Below are 15,599 nucleotides of genomic sequence, written 5' to 3' on the forward strand. Positions count from 1 at the left end.
GGGGCTTCCCCCTGAGTAGTGGACACGCGAGAGACTGGACCTGGTTTGGTCCGGAGGAAGCGAGTTCACCGTCATGGTGCGGAAGTTCTATCCGGAGGAGTTCAAGGCCGACGCTGTCGAGCTGTACTCCTCCACGCCGGGGGCGACGATCAAGGAGATCGCTGCTGACCTGGGAGTTCACGAGGGAACCCTGTCGAGGTGGTTGCAGGCCGCTGGTGTGACGTCGCCGACGGCGGCTGGTCGGGCCGATGACGGCGGTGGGTCGAGCGGGGCGGGGGTGCCTGAGACGGCGGCTGAGGAGCTGGAGCGGCTGCGCGCGGAGGTCAAGCGGTTGCGGGCGGACAAGTCACTGCTGGAGACCGAGCGGGAGATCCTGCGCAAGGCGGCGAAGTATTTCGCGGGCGAGACGACCTGGTGAGCCGTTTCCAGTTCGTCGCCGAGTTCCATGACACCTACGGGGTGAAGCGGCTGTGTGAGGTCCTGCAGATCGGCAGGTCTTCCTACTACAAGTGGCGTGATGGCGCTGATCGTCGGGCCGAGCGTGTGGCGGCGGACGCCGATCTGGCCGCGAAGGCGTCCGCGATCACCGCGCAGTTCGATGGGACCTATGGGTCCCCGCGGGTGACCGCTGAGCTGCGCGACGCCGGGGTCGTGGTGAACGCCAAGCGCGTGGCCCGGGTGATGCGCGAGCACGGGGTTGTGGGGGTCCACCTGCGCAAGAAGGTCCGCACCACGGTCCCGGCCAAGGACGCCCCGAAGGTCCCTGACCTGCTAGAACGCGACTTCACGGCCGACGCGCCGAACCGGAAGTACGTCGGTGACATCACCTACCTGCCGATCGGGGATGGGCAGTTCCTCTACTTGGCCACGGTGATCGACTGCTTCAACCGGCGCCTGGTCGGCTGGCAGATCGCCGACCACATGCGCGACACCCTGGTCATCGAGGCCCTCGATGCGGCCGCCCGCGAACGAGGCTCGTTGGCTGGGGCGATTTTCCACTCCGACAACGGCCGTCAGTACTGCTCGGACGACTTCCTCGCCGCGGCCGGGCGGCACGGGTTGACCCTGTCACGCGGCGCGGTCGGGACCAGCGCCGACAACGCGCTGGCCGAGAGCTTCAACGCCGCGCTCAAGCGCGAGACTCTCCAGGGTGAACGCCGCTGGAACGGGGCCCGGGAGTGCAGGAAGTCCGTGTTCCGGTGGGTCACCCGCTACAACACGCGACGACGACACTCCTACTGCGACTACATGAGCCCAATCGATTTCGAGAATACTCACCTCGCCACTACAATGCCGATTGCTGGTTAACACACCGAGGTGTCCACCATTCGGGGGGAAGCCCCGGTGATCGGCAACGGGCCGCCGCTGTTCGCAGGACTGTCCGGCAGGTGCAGGTCCAGCTCCCCCTGCCCCGCGGCGATCTTCTGCCGCGCCGCGGCCACGAGCAGCTCCCAGTCCGCGTCGGTGTGCGCGGAGCCGACGTGTTCGATGTCGCGGGAACCCTTGTGCTGGGAGTGCACGATCTGCACCGCCCGGGCACCCGAGGCCGTCTTCACCGTCCGCACGTACGCCACGACGAGCACGATAGACACCCCAATTAGTGCGCACCAACGCACACTTCAGCGAGCATCCCAGCAGGCCACAGAGCCGCCCTCACCGCGAACCCGGAATCGTGAGCCAAGTCGGGTCATCCACATCATCGTCAACCTCGAGTTCTACCGACAAGCCACATGAATAGCGTTCTCACCCGTGCTGTGCCCGTTCATCGAGCAAAGGTCGCATGACTTGCGATAAGCGAGCCTGGACACGCTCGGGCACGGCAGCCACGACCTGTCGTGGGATCCGGTCTGCCATCCTGAGATACAGCGTCGATGCCATGAGATTGCGGTGGGTCATCTGATGTCTGGCGAAGAGGGCGTCGAGGCGAGCCGTGACCCCCGGAGCATCGATCTCTTCCGCGGAGGCGGACAACTCCGCCCAGACATCGTCGGCGAGTTGAAGGAGCTCTCGGGACACGGGCAAGCCATCCCACTCGACGCCACTACGCCGCAGCCCTGGGTCGATGTACTCGTCCACTCGGCGCCGAAGCTCTTCATCCGCGTGGAGGACCGGCGTGATGTCAAGTAGTCGGGCCATGCCGAAGACTGGGCTGCGCCAGTCGGCCAGGATATCGGCATACCGAAGGAAGGATCGGCGCGAACCGCGAGTGAGACGCTCCGCGAGGAGCATCGTGTTGATCCAACCAGACACCATCACCGACGGGCTGAAGCGGTGATAGTTGGTGGCCTTGCTCCGCACCACCTCGGTGGGTGAGCGCAGCATGGTGATGGACGAGACATCGGCTCCGAGATCGGAAGCCGATTCTCGCCAGACGTCGAGGAACCAGAGCAGCCTGGGATCCTTCACGAGCACGTCCGATGAAATCTCGAACTGCGCACTGAGCCAGGTGCTCAACCGATCCCGGACCTCGTGGTTCGCGGCAAGCATCGCGGTGTGTCGGTGGGCGTCAGGCGCGGCGTCCGCCGTGCGCACGCCCGCGCGCTTGAGCAGCCGCGAGTGGAAGTCCACCACCCACTGCGGCTCGCCAAAGCCCCTGGGGTTGCTCCGATCGGCCGGAACCTCCGGTTGAGGAACGTACATCCCCAGGCGTTTCAGAACGCCCGTCAACGTACTTGTCCCGCTACGGCCCGAACCAACGATCAGCACCAGCCTGCGAAGGTGTCCTCCGGCATGGCCTGCAGGCGTTCGCACGTTGTCCGCGCCATCGGCACTACTCGGCATACCGCCCCCTCGAGTTCGTCTTCCGGACCCAGTCGCGTGCTTCACGCCTACCTGGTCTCCTCCTCAGCAAATGTCTCACTCTTAACACGTTCCGCAAGTCGATCCGGAGTTTGCGCCAGCACAGAACCTCGAGCAAGAGACCGAGAAACATGACGAGTATGCCGATACCAAGCGCGTGCAACGGGCTGGCCGGAGCAATCAGCCTCACCACTGCCGCGGCAACGACAGCCGGCACGAGATGGCCGATGATGGCGCGCAGAGCATTGCCGAACAGAACCGCAACGCCGATGCCCGACACGCGCCCTGCCCACCAGAGCGACAGAGGCCAGAAGACGATCATGGATACGGCATAACCCACCGCGATACCAACCATCCCCCAGGCGCTGCCCACGATCACCGCAACGATCATCAGCGGCCGGGTCACAAGAGCAAACTGTAGTTGAGCACGGGTTCGACCGGTCGACATAAAGATCCAGTTGGCCACGAATCCAGCCGCCTGAAAGAGGCCGGCCAACGCCAGGACGGTAAAAGTACTCACCGCCGGAATCCAGGCCGGCCCCAGCACGATCTCGATGACCGGGCCTGCGAGCGCCCCGGCCAACGCCAGGACCGGGATCACGAGGTGAAGCAAAACGGACTGCCCCCGCACCAGGAATTCCCGATATCGCTGCTTGTCTTCCTGCAGCCGGGAAAGGACCGGGAGTGCCACACGCATTGCAGGATTGTTCAACTGCGTGATCGGCAGCTTCATGAGTTGGAAGACCCGGTTGTACATGCCGGCGGCAGCTGGCCCCAACCTGCTCCCAACCAGAATCGTGTCGATGTTGGAACTCACGTACCAGAGACTCTGCGCGCCCAGCAAATTCGCACCGTAGCCCACGAGCTCCCGCATCCGCTCCCCGCGGCGAGGAAATCCCGGAACCCACCCCGCGACGAGCAGCAGCCCGACGTTCACGACGACAGCGATCGTCAACTGCTGCCCGACAAGCGCCCAATACGAGGCACCGTGCAGCGCCATGGCAACGGCGACGCACAGACCGAGCGCTGGGCCCGCGATATCAATCACAGCGTTCGTGGCGAACCGTAGGTCGCGCTGAATGCTGGCTCGCGCCTGAGCGCCTAGGCCGTTCAGCACAAAAGTCACGGCGATCCAGCGCGTGATCTCCTCTAACACAGGCTGCTCATAGAATGACGCGACAAGCGGTGCCGCGACGAATATGGCTACACTGAGCAGGACACCCATCCCGGTGCTCATCCAGAACAGGTTGTCTCTCTGGCCGGTTGTTAATCTTGCTGCCTGGACGGCCGCCTTCGAGAGCCCGACCTCTCTCAGCACCTCTCCGAAGCCGGTTACGGCAACGACCATGGCAACATATCCGAAGGCAGAGGGGTCAAGCAGGCGAGCGAGGACGATGATCGCGCCGGCATTGACCATCGATCTCGCCAGCTGGCCCGAAATGGCGATCACTCCGCCACGGGCAGCCCTCCCGCCGAGCCCGTCACTCGACCGCACCACCGTGCTCACACCCACTTCTACCTCCCCGCAACGCCAACTATGGCTGGCACGATCCCGGTTGCCCTATCCCACACGAGTACGTTTGGCGAACTGACGATCGTACGCGTCCAGAAGTGTCGGATGCTGCTTTTCGAGCGCTTCAAGGACCGTCGGTGTCAAGACCTGCCGCCATTGGCCGGGTCGTGGGTTCCGAACGTGGTCCGTCTTTCTGCTGGCTGTTGCCGCGGAGAACTGGCGCACCGCGTGCATGCCTACGATCCTTCGAATTTTAGGGAGACGGTAATGATCCATCAACCTGCGGTAGACGGCCTCCTCATTTCCTATGATTTCACTGTAGTCAAAGACCAGCAGTCTTTCATCCTCATCGGGCCACGCCGCCATCGACTCGAAGTGTCGCCGCCTGAACTCGAGCTCCGCCAGCAGGCCCGCCTCGACGTCCTGTGACTTCAGGTACTCGGCGAATGACATTCCGATTGGCATGGCCGTCGGCACGGTACCGTTGACCATCCTCCAATCAGCGGCCGTCGGTGACCGGAGGTTGCACCATGGCTCTGCGCCACGCCTGTGGTAGAAGTATCCGGAAACCAAGAGGTCACGCGGATCACGCATGAACCGAGACATTTTCGCGTCGCCCAAGGATTCGAGGTCCGGGAGCGAGTTGTTGAGAGAGACCATCACATAGTCGCTCCTCGCCTGGTTCAACCACTCGGCCCTGCTGTTGAGATGTCGGAACGTCGTCGTCATACCGTGCGGGCCGAGGGTCACGAGTGCACGCTTCATCACGCGCATGAAGTAGACGGTCAGACACTTGTGATAAGAGAAGTGAAATATCGTCGCGGGGGGTTTCATGATCTTCTCCTTCAGGACGGGGGCGATTCAGCGTCTCGCCCAGGGTTGATCGGATACCGTCCTCTGGTTGTCAGACGGCTGGCGGGCAGGAAGGCCAGGTGCGCGAAGCACCTGCCCGGTTCGACGGTGAGCAGACTGGCTCAGGGCGACACCCGGGCGAGATTCACCCGTGGCGGGCCGGCTCCTTCCGAGGTGAGTGGACACGAGCGGCATCAGGCAGAAGAGCACCATGAACGGAACGACCTCGATCGACTGGTACACCAGGGTCTGCAGCATCGCTCCGATCAGGCCCGCGCGTAGCCAGCGGTGACCGGGCCTGACCGCAAGCACAACGCCTGCCATCAAGAGGTAGAAGGCGATCGTGCCCACGAGGCCGAAGCTCACGAGCTGCTGGATAAGGCCAGATTCGAGCACCCCGCCGGCCTCGCCACCCAAGTTCCCCGTGACGTTGGTGAAGTGTCCCGTGTACCCGCCCGTCAGGAGTGGAGAATCGAGCCAGTACTCCATTCCCGTGAACCACTTGGTGATCCGGACCTGGTTGCCAGCCGCCCCCGAGTCGAGTCCACCGACATAGCGGTTCCAGTAGGGAGTGCCCTCGAAGGCGACTGCTGCGAGGGTCGCCACCAAGATCACCATGAACGCCAGGCGCATTCGCTGGCTGAGAGTTGCGGACAGCAAGAAGTAGCACAGGACGCCCACGGCCAGGATGACCATGCCGGACCGGGAGAAGCTGGCTGCGACCGCGACCGCGAGGATCAACGCCACGATTCCGTACCAGCCACGGCGTGTCGAGGCCCATGCCTGGACGAAGGCGAAACAGATCAGGGCGACCGCCAACGGGTAGTGCAGGTAGCTTCCCGTGATCGCGGCAGGCCGCACGGTGCCCCCGAGGCTCGACAGGTCGTTCCCGGGAAAGACGTCGAGCAGCAGACCAGCCTGCTGAATCGCCGCCACGGCGACCGACACGAGGGCCGCCGCCGCGAGCCAGGCCATGACATTGGTCCGCGCCAGTCCATCGAACTGCAGAGCCCCGTAGGCCCAGATAAGAGAGACGAACAGGGTCATCACGAGCACGTAGCTCCACGGGTCGATGGTGGTCGACGTGAAGATCACATATGCCACCGAGATCAGCTCGACCGTGAGGAAGAGATGGACAGCTGCGGACATCCAGCGCTGTCCGGGACGCTTCACGAAGCCGCAGGCCAGGCCCAGGAGGATGATGACGGCCAACGCGACCGCCTGCGCGGCGTAGCCGATCTGCTTGCTCGCGACAGCCTCGAACGCCCCGCGACTCACGACGACGAACAGGCACGTGCCCAGGGTGGTACTCGCGACCACCGTGCCGAGCCGACTCCGTTCCCCGCTCCTTCCTCTCCTCGTCACAGCCTGTGACAGCCCTGGCACCATCGGCTCCGCTCCGCGCCGGGCCGGTGCGTACCGGTGCCGGGCACCGGACGGATACTTCGCCATGACCGCCCGTCACACCTTCTGTTCCATCGTCGGATCGCCAGACTGTTCCAGCGCGGACATGCCGGAGGATGCCGGCGCCAGGTCCGAGCCGTGATCCTGCGCGGGGTGGTCCTCAGGAGGACGACGCTGGTCGGAGTCGACGCCGCTGCGACGGTGCTTGGGCAGGTCCGGCTTGGGGCCCGGCCAGATTCCTCGTTGGCGGAGTCCGATCCTGCCCTTCGGCGGCCCCTCCGGCGTCTCGGGCTCGTACTCGTAGTAGCGATAGCTGTCGCCCGATCGTTCGTCCGCGGGCATCCGGTTGAGCACGATGCCGTGCACTGGAGCCCCGACGGTCTCCAGGGTGTAGATCGCTTCCGCGAGCTGAAGCCGATGGACCGTCCCCGCACCGACCACCACCACGGCGCCCCCCGCGATGCGCGCGAGAAGTGCGGCGTCGGTCACGGGCAGCAGCGGTGCTGTGTCCACGATCACCACGTCGTACTCGGCGGCGAGCTGGTCGAGCAACTCCGTCATGCGAGCCGATCCGAGTAGTTCACTCGGGTTCGGCGGAATAACCCCGGAGGGCAGGACGTGCAGGTTCTTGTTCCCCCAGGGCTGAATGGCGCCGGGGAACTCGATGCGGCCGATCAGGACCGTTGTCAGACCCACGGTGGCTTCGAGACCCATGTACTTCGACACCGAAGGACGCCTCAGGTCGGCGTCGACGAGAAGAACTCGCGACCCGGCGTCAGCCATGGTGATGGCCAGGTTGATGCTGGTCGTCGACTTCCCCTCACCGGGAATGGCGGACGTCATCACCAGAGTCCGCCGCTCTGCGTCCAGCGTGATGAACTGGAGGTTGGTCCGCACACGCCGGAGCGCCTCAGCCCGGGGACTCTGCGGGCTCTCTTCCACGATGAGCGGATGGTCAGGAGCGTGCTCGTCGTACGTGACCATACCGATCACCGAGGCGTCCGTGACCGTCCGAAGGTCCTCGTGAGAGCGGATCCGCGTGTCGAGGCGTTCCCGCAGGAGCACCACACCGAATCCGACAACCAGTCCGATCATCCCGCCCAGCAGCAGGTTCAGCCGTGTGTTCGGCAACACTAGGCTGGTCGGGACCGCCGCCTCGCGGACGACGCTGAGTTCGACCGGGGAATCGCCGCCTTCCTGGGGCTGCTCGATCTCGGTGACCAGATCGGACAGGCTCTGTGCCGTCGCATCGGCGATCTCGGCCGCTTCGGTGGGCACTTCACCGCTCACCACGATGTTGATGAGGACCGTGTCCTTCGGGGTGTCCGCCTGGATTCGCGCGGCCAGTGAGCCCGCCGACTCGTCCAGCCCCAACTCGTCGATGACCGGATCGAGAACTCTGGGACTCGTCACCAACTCCGTGTACGACGCGACCTGCTTCGCGGTGTAGTTCCCTCCCTGCATGAGCTCGACGGTGTTGTCCGAGCTCCGAAGGGAGACGAAAACCTGTGCTCTCGCCTCGTAGACCGGCGTGGTGAAGTAGGTCATCACGCCGAACGCCGCGACACCTGCGACAGTGAAGGCAACGAACCACGGCCACCGCTTCCGGAGTAGTGCGATGCACTGAGAGAGTTCCACGTAGGCTCCTGATCCGGGTTTTGAATTGCTTCCGTCGAACGATCCGTCGTGTGCCGGGCACCGGCCGCGCGGATGAGAAAGATTCATCGCGACCTGCACCGCCACACCACGCCCGCCGGGTAACCGGCCATCTTCGCCAGATCGCCCGCCGCCACCACCACCGGGACAGCCACCAGTAACCGAAGGGTGGCGCACCTCCCCGGTGGACGCCGCCGCCAGGCACGGCGGAAGAACTTGGCGCTGTAGCCCAGGAAGCCCAGCACCAGCAACGGGCGGATCATCGCCGGGAACGGGGCGAGCACACCGGCTGCTCCAGCCGCGTAGGTTGCGTAGCGCAGCGCATGCCGCCGGGGCCAGAGCCCGGACTTCCCGTCACCGCGGGCGTACCGGTAGTACTGCTTCGCGTACGCCCGCCAGCCGTCCCGCGCCGACCACCGGGCGATCGCGCCCGGCTCGAACACGAACCGGAGCCCGGCCCGCTTCATGGCCAGGTCGAACACCAGGTCCTCGCAGTAGTCCAGCCACTCCGGGTAGCCCGAGGCCGCGCGCCACGCATCCCGGGTGACGAGCAGCGAACGGCTCGACGGGAGGAACGTGGCGGGGTCGATCTCGTCGCGCAGAGGCATGAGTACCGTGGCGAACAGCCGCTCGTTCCACGAGTTCCACATCGGCTCGAAGAACCCCGCCACCACGTCGACGTCGTCCCGCTTCGCCGCGACGAGTGCTTCGAGCCAGCCCGCGTCCAGGCACGTGCCGGCATCGGTGACGGCGATGACCTCGTGCTGTGCCCGTTCGATCGCCAGATTGCGGCCCTCGGAGATGTTGGCTCCGGCCGCCTCGATCACCGTCAGCTTCACCGGGGCGGTCGTCCCCCAGGACTCCAGGACGGATACGGTCTCGTCCGTCGAGCCGCCGTCGACGACCACCAGTTCGTCGGGCAGCAGCGTCTGGGCCGACAGCGACTCGAGGAATGCGGGAAGGCCGTGCTCCTCGTTCAGCACGGTCATGACCAGTGAGACCTGCGGGGTGCTGTTCCACCGCCGGCGCGCCACCGTGGCCCGGTCCGCGCGGCCGCTCATGCGCGGACCCCGATCATCGCGCCCGCTGCGTCGATGCGGTGCAACTGCTCGGCCTGCCGGCCCATCGGTACGAGGCAGTACGGGTGCTTCCGGTAGAACCGCCAGGCACTCGCGAGCTCCAGACGCCACGCGCGCGCCGAGAAGCCCCGTCCCGTCTCGCGACCCCAGCCGTGCTGCCAGCGGACATCCCCGTCCACCCGCACACTCAGGCCCTGCTGCCAGGCCCGCACCCCCAGGTCCGCGTCCTCGTAGTACACGAAGAACCCGTCGTCCCAGCCGGCCAGGGCTTCGAACGCCCGCCGGGTGACCGCGAGTGCGGCCCCCATGGCCCAGACGACGTCGACCAGCTCACCCGGCCGGGCGAAACGCTGGTACCGCGCATCGGGTAGCCGGAGCAGATGCTTGATCTTCCGCGTGAGGAACGGTGTTCCGCGGCCGTTCTCCTGCGGCGTCCCGTTCGGGTTGACCAGCTGCGGCGCGATGATGCCGCCGTGGCGGAGGGCGCCGTCGGCGAGCGCGGCGATCCCCTCCTCGGTCACCGTGACGTCGGGGTTGCAGAAGATCAGCACGTCGGTGTCGACCGATCTGGCACCGACGTTGTTGGCCGCCGAGAAGCCCAGGTTGGAGGGCAGTTCCAGGACGCGGGCGCCCAGCTCCGCCGCGACGCGCGACGACCCGTCGGACGATGCGTTGTCCACGACGACCCACGGGTACCGGCCGAAGGGATGGTCCCGCCAGAACTCGGCCAGCGTCCGCGCGCTGTTGTAGGTCACGGTGATCAGGGCGACATCGCCGTCTGTGCCCACGGACGTTCTCCTCATGGTCTCGGGTGCAGCTCACTGTCGGGGTACGGCCGGATGCGGGCGGCGGACTCCGCCCGGTGCGCGGGCCGACCCGGTGCCCCACTCAATACGCCCCGCTGGGCATGAAGACCTCCCGCGCCGTACGCAGGAGGATTCCCACGTCACCGAGCAGCGACCAGTTCTCGACGTAGTACAGGTCCAGCCGCACGCTCTGGTCGACCGGGAGATCGTTGCGTCCGCTCACCTGCCACAGGCCCGTCAGCCCAGGCTTCACGTACAGGCGGCGCTTCCACGTGTCGTCGTACTGCCGCACCTCGTCGGCGACCTGCGGGCGCGGGCCCACGAGACTCATGTCGCCCTTCAGTACGTTGATGAGCTGAGGGAACTCGTCGATCGAGTACTTGCGCAGGAAGCGGCCCACCGGTGTGACGCGCGGGTCGTTCTTCGGCTTGTAGAAGACACCGGCTTCTTCGCCGAGCGCCTCGGTCAGCCGCGTCTCGGAGCCCTGCCGCATGGAACGCAGCTTGTACATCGTGAACGGCTCGCCGTTCAGCCCGATCCGCTGCTGGCAGAAAAGCGCCGACCCGCGGGAGGTGAGCCGGACGAGCACCGCGCACACCACGAGGGGTACGAGCATGACCGCAAGGATCGCGGTCGCGCCGACGACGTCGAACGCCCGCTTGACGCCGTGCTGCAGCCCCGTATAGCCCGGGCGCGTGACCTGGACCATCGGTACACCGTCGACCGGTGTGATGACGAGCCTTGGGGCAGCGACGTCGGCCAGACCGGGTACCACGACGAGCTTCGCGCCCGTCGACTCGAGATCCCAGGCGAGCCGTTTCAGGGCGGACGGCGTCGCGTCCTCGTGTGCCGTAACCACCACGGCGTCGGCGTCCACGCTGGCGGCGACGTCGGCAGCCTCGGCGACGGTACCGAGCACGGGCACCCTGTCGAGGGGCGACGGCGATCCGACGCCCCCGCGCACGCACACGCCGACCACCTCGAATCCGGCGCCACGTGCCCGCTCGATACGCCGCCCGAGGTCGCCGACCGCATCACGGGATCCGACGAGCAGGGTACGGCGGTGACACTCACCCTGGCGGCGCCGCGCGTGCAGCCGGCGCTGCAACAGCCACCGCCCGAGCAGGACCAGTGCGAACCCGACGGGAAGTGTCACGGCGACGTAGGACCGCGCCAGATCGAACTTGGCGAGGTAGCAGACCACGGCCAGGACTCCGAACATGGCGAGTGTGCCCCGGGCCACGCGCACGTACTCCTCACGCCCCGACCCGATGACCTCGGGCCGGCGGGACCCGGCGAGGCCGAGCGCGATCACCCACCCCTCCATGAGCGCGACGCTCAGCAGCACGTAAAGCCCGCCGCGCGGTTCGAGCAACTCCACGTCGATGGCGCGGTCGAACCGGAGGAAGTATCCAAGACCCACGCCGAAGCTCACGGCGATCAGGTCGAACACCAGGGCCCGGGTGTTGAGATCGTCCTGCCAGCGGGCGGCTGCGCCGCGCCGCGGGCGTGGAATGTCGATGCGAATCGCGGGTGAGCCCTCTGGTCGGGCCGTGGGCCCGGAGAACTGCTCCTCCATGGCCTCGGTCTCGCGATCCAGGTCGGGGACCGACACGGCGTCTCTCTTGATCGTCACGATCCACCCCGAGATCAGTCGTCCTGTTGGCCGGGCCGTGTGCACACCCTCACGGGGCGCAGCACACGGCCCGGCCGTTGACATCAGGCCGGCCGGGACGATCGCCACGGCCGGTGGAGTCCGCCCCGGAGGGCGTCGACCCCGTGGTCAGGCCCTGCCGCGTGCACGACGGACCGCGACCAGAGCGGTGATACCCACCACCAGCAGACCCCCGGCCACGGCCAGGTACGGCAGGCCGGTGGGGCCGGTCACGGCGAGACCGTCACCCGGTTCCTCTGCCGCCGCGACGACGGTCAGGCTCGCCGGATCGGCCAGGTCCTCGCCCTCGGCGTCCACCAGGCTGATCCAATAGTCGCCCGGCTCCAGGCCGGGGATCGTGGCCGTCGTGGATTCGCCCTGGGCGACTTGGATGCCCTGGCTGTAGACGGTCTTGCCGTCGTGATCGGTGATCATGAGCGTGGCCATGGCACCGTTACCGTTCGTCGTGGGCATCACCGTGGAGGCGAGGTGTGTGACCACCGGCATGGTCATGGCGACGACGCCGGTCACCATGGGCGTCGCCATCGTGCCGGCGTCAGCCATCGTGGGTGTCGTGGCGGCGACACCGGCGGCCTCGAACTCCGCCGGGCCCTCCTCGCACGTCACGGCGACGTCGATGTCCTCCCCCTCCAGCACGGTCCCGTCGGCGAGCGTGACGTCGCACGGGAACTCGTCCGGGCCGTATTCGTCAGCGACGGCGCTCGTCGCGCCGGCGGGTATGGTCAGGGCCGCAAGTGTGAAAGCGGCGGCGATAACGCGTCGAAGCATTGCTCTTTCCCCTGTGTTGCGTTCTGCTGCGTGAAAGTGCGCTGAGCACCTGACTTCAGGCCTGGCATTGTTGCGCAGAGGCCCGAAATACCTCATTCAGCTGCGCCCGACAGGTCATCCGAGATCGTGACATCTACGGGCTCGACGCCCGGAGTAACACGAACAATGATGTCTCCGGACTGACGCTTCCCGGTGATCATGGCATAGGTCACAGAAGCTGTCGCGCCGGGTGAAAGGCTGATGCTTCGCGATGCTAGTGAAAATTCGCCCTGCTTCTTTGGGGTAAGTCCGATTTCCTGGCCCTGTGACGACGCACCTGAAATCCAGCCACCAGCAGGCGCGTACACCAGGCAACGCAGCCTGATCTCGCCCGGAGTTCTTTCCGTGTAGCCGACGAAATGCTCGGGCATCGTCGCTATCTGCGCCTCCGGCACCGTCGATGCGTACGTCACGGTCACTTCGAGCTCCCGTGACCCGTCCTGCCGCTCCGCCACCACGGCCACATCGACGTCGGTGTCGAGGTGGTAGGCGATCTTGGCCATGTTGATTCCCTGGGCGAACACGCCCACCACCGGGGAGTCCCCGCGGACTCCGGTCAGGGAGCCGTCCAGCACGGTGTCGGCGAGCCGCCGGTTCACGGCCTCGTCGGCCGACCACACGAGCAGCCTCCCCTGGCGTGCCACCTCGACGAGTGCGGACACGATCGCCACGCGGTCCTCGCCCCGCGGGGCGGCGAGCCGGTCGAAGGCCTGCTCCGCGACCCGCGCGAAGATCTTGTCCTGCTCCTGCGGGCTCTCGTGCTCGAAGTACACGTCGTGGAGCAGGTAGTCGGCCAACTCGTGGGGGGCGACCCGCACACCGTCCCGGACCTCGATCGGTCCGCTGCCGCCCAGGAGAGCCTCGAGGGCCAGCGGGTCGGCCGTCAGGACGCCGTCGACCTCACGCCCAGTCTCACGCAGCCACATCTGGCGCGCGAGTTGCGCCGCTCGCGGGAAGTCCGGGGTCATGGTGACGTTCTGCATCCAGCGCGCGACCTCTCCGTGCCGGCCCAGCACAGATCGTTCGTCCGGCGTCAGGGGAAGCACCGGCTCCTCGAACGGACCGACCATGCCCCCTGGCATCTGGTTTACGAGAGTGACCTCGCCGTCGGCGGCCCGCAGTACGACCACCGTGCCCGTGATGCCGCCGAGGGCGCGTGGCTCGGCCGGGTTCTGAACCAGTACCAGGTAGTCCCGCGGGCCATCCGCGCCGAGCAGCGGGGGTATCACCTCGACCGCCCGCGCGGCGGTTGCCGTCGTCGACCGGAGGCCATCGAGTTCCCGGCGAAGCCTGTCGACGGCCGCGCCGACCTGAGGAACCATCACCCCGTCCAAGGACTCGACTCGTTCGGCCGCGAGCCCGACGGACCGGTCGGCACGCACGACATCCGGTGCCACGCGTTCCAGCGGCTCCAGGTTCAACCGTCCGTTCTCGGGGGCGAACATCGCGGGATCGGCGAGCTCCGCGCTGCGCGCCAGGTCCGGCAGCGCACCGTGCGCGAGTTCGTCGACCACCTCGGACATCGTCGCGATCGCCTCCACGGTCGGTCCCGCTCCCGGAAGCTCCCGCGCCAGCGACCAGTGCGGTCCCCGCGTGGCCTGATAGGCCTCACTCGTGTCGTGCTGCAGCTCGGCGATCTGCTCGTGGATGCGGTCCGTGTTCCCGGACATGGCATCGGCCCGCAGTGTGGCCACACCCTCGGCGGCGTCGGCCAGTGCGGTCCGCGCCCGCAGGGCATCGAGCGTCACCCACGCGACCACGACGACGAGCAGCAGCAGGACGGCGGCGACCCCCCACAAGGCGCGGCGCAGCGGCCGCCAGCGCCGGGCACTCCAGAACGGTGCCCGACCCTGTGCCCGCATTCCACTGCCGGACGCCGGCACGCCGGGGCCGGATGTGACGCTGGTTTCGGGCGTCTGGGCGAACCGGCTCGCGCCCGCCCATTTCTCGCCCCATCCCGGATGTGTCACAGGCCCCCCGCCCGGAACTCGGAAATCGATCCGCCGATGCCGCCCTCAGGTTCAGACATTCGGGCAGATATCACCGGCGAGGTTCGCCGACGCGCGATACGTTACCGGCGGGTCCACGACCGGTCCTGCGCAGGCGTGATCATCTCGGTGCGCGCTGCCATGTGGTCGGCCGACCCGGAATGCATTTCTCCGACGACAAGGGGCCGCGCCATGCCGTACAACGTGCTCACGGTCTGCACCGGGAACATCTGCCGATCACCCGCCGCCGAGGCATTGCTGAGGAGCCGTCTCGACGATTCCGTCCACGTGTTGAGCGCGGGAACCGGCGCCCTGGTCGGCCGGCCCGTTCCCGCCCGGATGGCCGAGCTCGTGACCGCCGCGGGCGGCGAAGTCGCGAACTTCGCGGCGCGGCAGGCGACCCCCGCGATGATCCAGGAGTCGGACCTGATCCTCACCCTCACGGTGCGCCACCGCGCCTGGGTGGTGGACCAGGTTCCCGCGGCGGTGCGCCGCACTCTCACCCTCCGGGAGCTCGGCCGCCTGGTGAGCACCATCCCGCCCGGGGTCTTCGACCCGTCGACGCTGCCCGACGACGCGGCCCGGCTCGCCGCGCTCCTGCCCCTGGCGCTCGGAGAGCGCCGCCGGCACGCCGGCAGGCGGCACGACGACGACGTCGTGGACCCCTACGGGAGGTCAGGAGCCGCCTACCGCACGTCGTTCGACCAGATCACGAGCGGCCTGACGCCGGTGCTGCGCGCGATCGCGGCGCGACCGCGCGGTTCCCTAGACTGGCCTCGTGCCGACCATCGTTGAACTCCTGGCGCACCCGGAACGACGCCGCCCCAGCCCGCCCGCCCCGCGTGCGAACCTCGCGCGGGTGCTTCTCGCCGGTATGGCCGTCTGGGGGGTGGCGCTCGTCGTCTCGCTCGTCATGGCCCTGACCGGGGCCGGGAACTGGTCCGCGGTGGCCGTGTGCGGCACCGGGCTCGCGCTGGGAGCACCGGGCATTCTCTGGGCCGGCCGGCACCGGGACTGAGG

At 67.1% G+C, this 15,599-nt stretch carries 14 protein-coding genes; 3 read left to right on the forward strand and 11 right to left on the reverse strand.

Annotated features, from left to right (window positions below; translation table 11 throughout):
• Positions 1-73: 73 nt before the first annotated feature.
• Positions 74-1,308, forward strand: a protein-coding gene (locus tag J0911_RS18000) for an IS3 family transposase (protein WP_372434853.1) whose coding sequence is annotated in 2 segments (ribosomal slippage) — positions 74-401 and positions 401-1,308 — 1,236 coding nt in all. Because the reading frame shifts where the segments join, the coding sequence is not laid out codon by codon here.
• Here the strand turns inward: J0911_RS18000 and J0911_RS18005 are convergent.
• The 11 genes from J0911_RS18005 to J0911_RS18055 form a co-directional block, all read right to left on the reverse strand.
• Positions 1,305-1,592, reverse strand: coding sequence for a hypothetical protein (locus J0911_RS18005; RefSeq protein WP_207276892.1), 288 nt, complete (start codon positions 1,590-1,592; stop codon positions 1,305-1,307). The genes J0911_RS18000 and J0911_RS18005 overlap by 4 nt on opposite strands.
• A gap of 151 nt (positions 1,593-1,743) precedes the next feature.
• A complete protein-coding gene (locus J0911_RS18010) occupies positions 1,744-2,781 on the reverse strand; it encodes a sulfotransferase family protein (RefSeq protein WP_207276893.1) in 1,038 nt (345 codons plus the stop codon).
• A complete protein-coding gene (locus J0911_RS18015) occupies positions 2,771-4,306 on the reverse strand; it encodes a lipopolysaccharide biosynthesis protein (RefSeq protein WP_207276894.1) in 1,536 nt (511 codons plus the stop codon). Before J0911_RS18015 ends, J0911_RS18010 begins: the two co-directional genes overlap by 11 nt.
• 54 nt (positions 4,307-4,360) lie before the next feature.
• The gene (locus J0911_RS18020; RefSeq protein ID WP_207276895.1) at positions 4,361-5,146 is read right to left on the reverse strand and encodes a sulfotransferase domain-containing protein; all 786 of its coding nucleotides are present in this window, start codon (positions 5,144-5,146) and stop codon (positions 4,361-4,363) included.
• A 27-nt stretch (positions 5,147-5,173) separates the two neighbouring features.
• The gene (locus J0911_RS18025) at positions 5,174-6,442 is read right to left on the reverse strand and encodes an O-antigen ligase family protein (protein ID WP_207276896.1); all 1,269 of its coding nucleotides are present in this window, start codon (positions 6,440-6,442) and stop codon (positions 5,174-5,176) included.
• Between the two features lie 183 nt (positions 6,443-6,625).
• The gene (locus tag J0911_RS18030) at positions 6,626-8,206 is read right to left on the reverse strand and encodes a tyrosine-protein kinase domain-containing protein (protein ID WP_207276897.1); all 1,581 of its coding nucleotides are present in this window, start codon (positions 8,204-8,206) and stop codon (positions 6,626-6,628) included.
• An 83-nt stretch (positions 8,207-8,289) separates the two neighbouring features.
• On the reverse strand, positions 8,290-9,285 hold the full coding sequence (locus J0911_RS18035) for a glycosyltransferase (RefSeq protein ID WP_207276898.1): 996 nt from the start codon (positions 9,283-9,285) through the stop codon (positions 8,290-8,292).
• The gene (locus J0911_RS18040) at positions 9,282-10,091 is read right to left on the reverse strand and encodes a glycosyltransferase family 2 protein (protein ID WP_207276899.1); all 810 of its coding nucleotides are present in this window, start codon (positions 10,089-10,091) and stop codon (positions 9,282-9,284) included. Before J0911_RS18040 ends, J0911_RS18035 begins: the two co-directional genes overlap by 4 nt.
• Before the next feature lie 100 nt (positions 10,092-10,191).
• Positions 10,192-11,745, reverse strand: a complete 1,554-nt coding sequence (locus J0911_RS18045) for a sugar transferase (protein WP_207276900.1) — start codon at positions 11,743-11,745, stop codon at positions 10,192-10,194.
• A gap of 147 nt (positions 11,746-11,892) precedes the next feature.
• The gene (locus tag J0911_RS18050) at positions 11,893-12,552 is read right to left on the reverse strand and encodes a hypothetical protein (protein ID WP_207276901.1); all 660 of its coding nucleotides are present in this window, start codon (positions 12,550-12,552) and stop codon (positions 11,893-11,895) included.
• 92 nt (positions 12,553-12,644) lie between these two features.
• Positions 12,645-14,453 carry a DUF4012 domain-containing protein gene (locus tag J0911_RS18055; protein ID WP_207276902.1) on the reverse strand — a complete coding sequence of 603 codons (1,809 nt, stop codon included), beginning with the start codon at positions 14,451-14,453 and terminating at the stop codon, positions 12,645-12,647.
• Between the two features lie 318 nt (positions 14,454-14,771).
• On the opposite strand from J0911_RS18055, the gene J0911_RS18060 reads away from it, so the two are divergent.
• Positions 14,772-15,374, forward strand: a complete 603-nt coding sequence (locus J0911_RS18060) for an arsenate-mycothiol transferase ArsC (RefSeq protein WP_207276903.1) — start codon at positions 14,772-14,774, stop codon at positions 15,372-15,374.
• A complete protein-coding gene (locus tag J0911_RS18065; RefSeq protein ID WP_307865165.1) occupies positions 15,358-15,597 on the forward strand; it encodes a DUF2530 domain-containing protein in 240 nt (79 codons plus the stop codon). The genes J0911_RS18060 and J0911_RS18065 overlap by 17 nt, the downstream gene beginning before the upstream one ends.
• The last annotated feature ends 2 nt before the right edge of the window (positions 15,598-15,599 follow it).

Source organism: Myceligenerans salitolerans (assembly GCF_017349295.1).
Taxonomy (GTDB): domain Bacteria; phylum Actinomycetota; class Actinomycetes; order Actinomycetales; family Cellulomonadaceae; genus Myceligenerans; species Myceligenerans salitolerans.

Excerpts from the sequence above, each read along its gene's own strand:
- J0911_RS18060 (WP_207276903.1), top strand. The coding sequence starts at position 14,772 with ATGCCGTACAACGTGCTCACGGTCTGCACCGGGAACATCTGCCGATCA.
- J0911_RS18035 (WP_207276898.1), bottom strand. The coding sequence starts at position 9,285 with ATGAGCGGCCGCGCGGACCGGGCCACGGTGGCGCGCCGGCGGTGGAAC.
- J0911_RS18020 (WP_207276895.1), bottom strand. The coding sequence starts at position 5,146 with ATGAAACCCCCCGCGACGATATTTCACTTCTCTTATCACAAGTGTCTG.
- J0911_RS18050 (WP_207276901.1), bottom strand. The coding sequence starts at position 12,552 with ATGCTTCGACGCGTTATCGCCGCCGCTTTCACACTTGCGGCCCTGACC.
- J0911_RS18055 (WP_207276902.1), bottom strand. The coding sequence starts at position 14,453 with ATGCGGGCACAGGGTCGGGCACCGTTCTGGAGTGCCCGGCGCTGGCGG.
- J0911_RS18010 (WP_207276893.1), bottom strand. The coding sequence starts at position 2,781 with ATGCCGAGTAGTGCCGATGGCGCGGACAACGTGCGAACGCCTGCAGGC.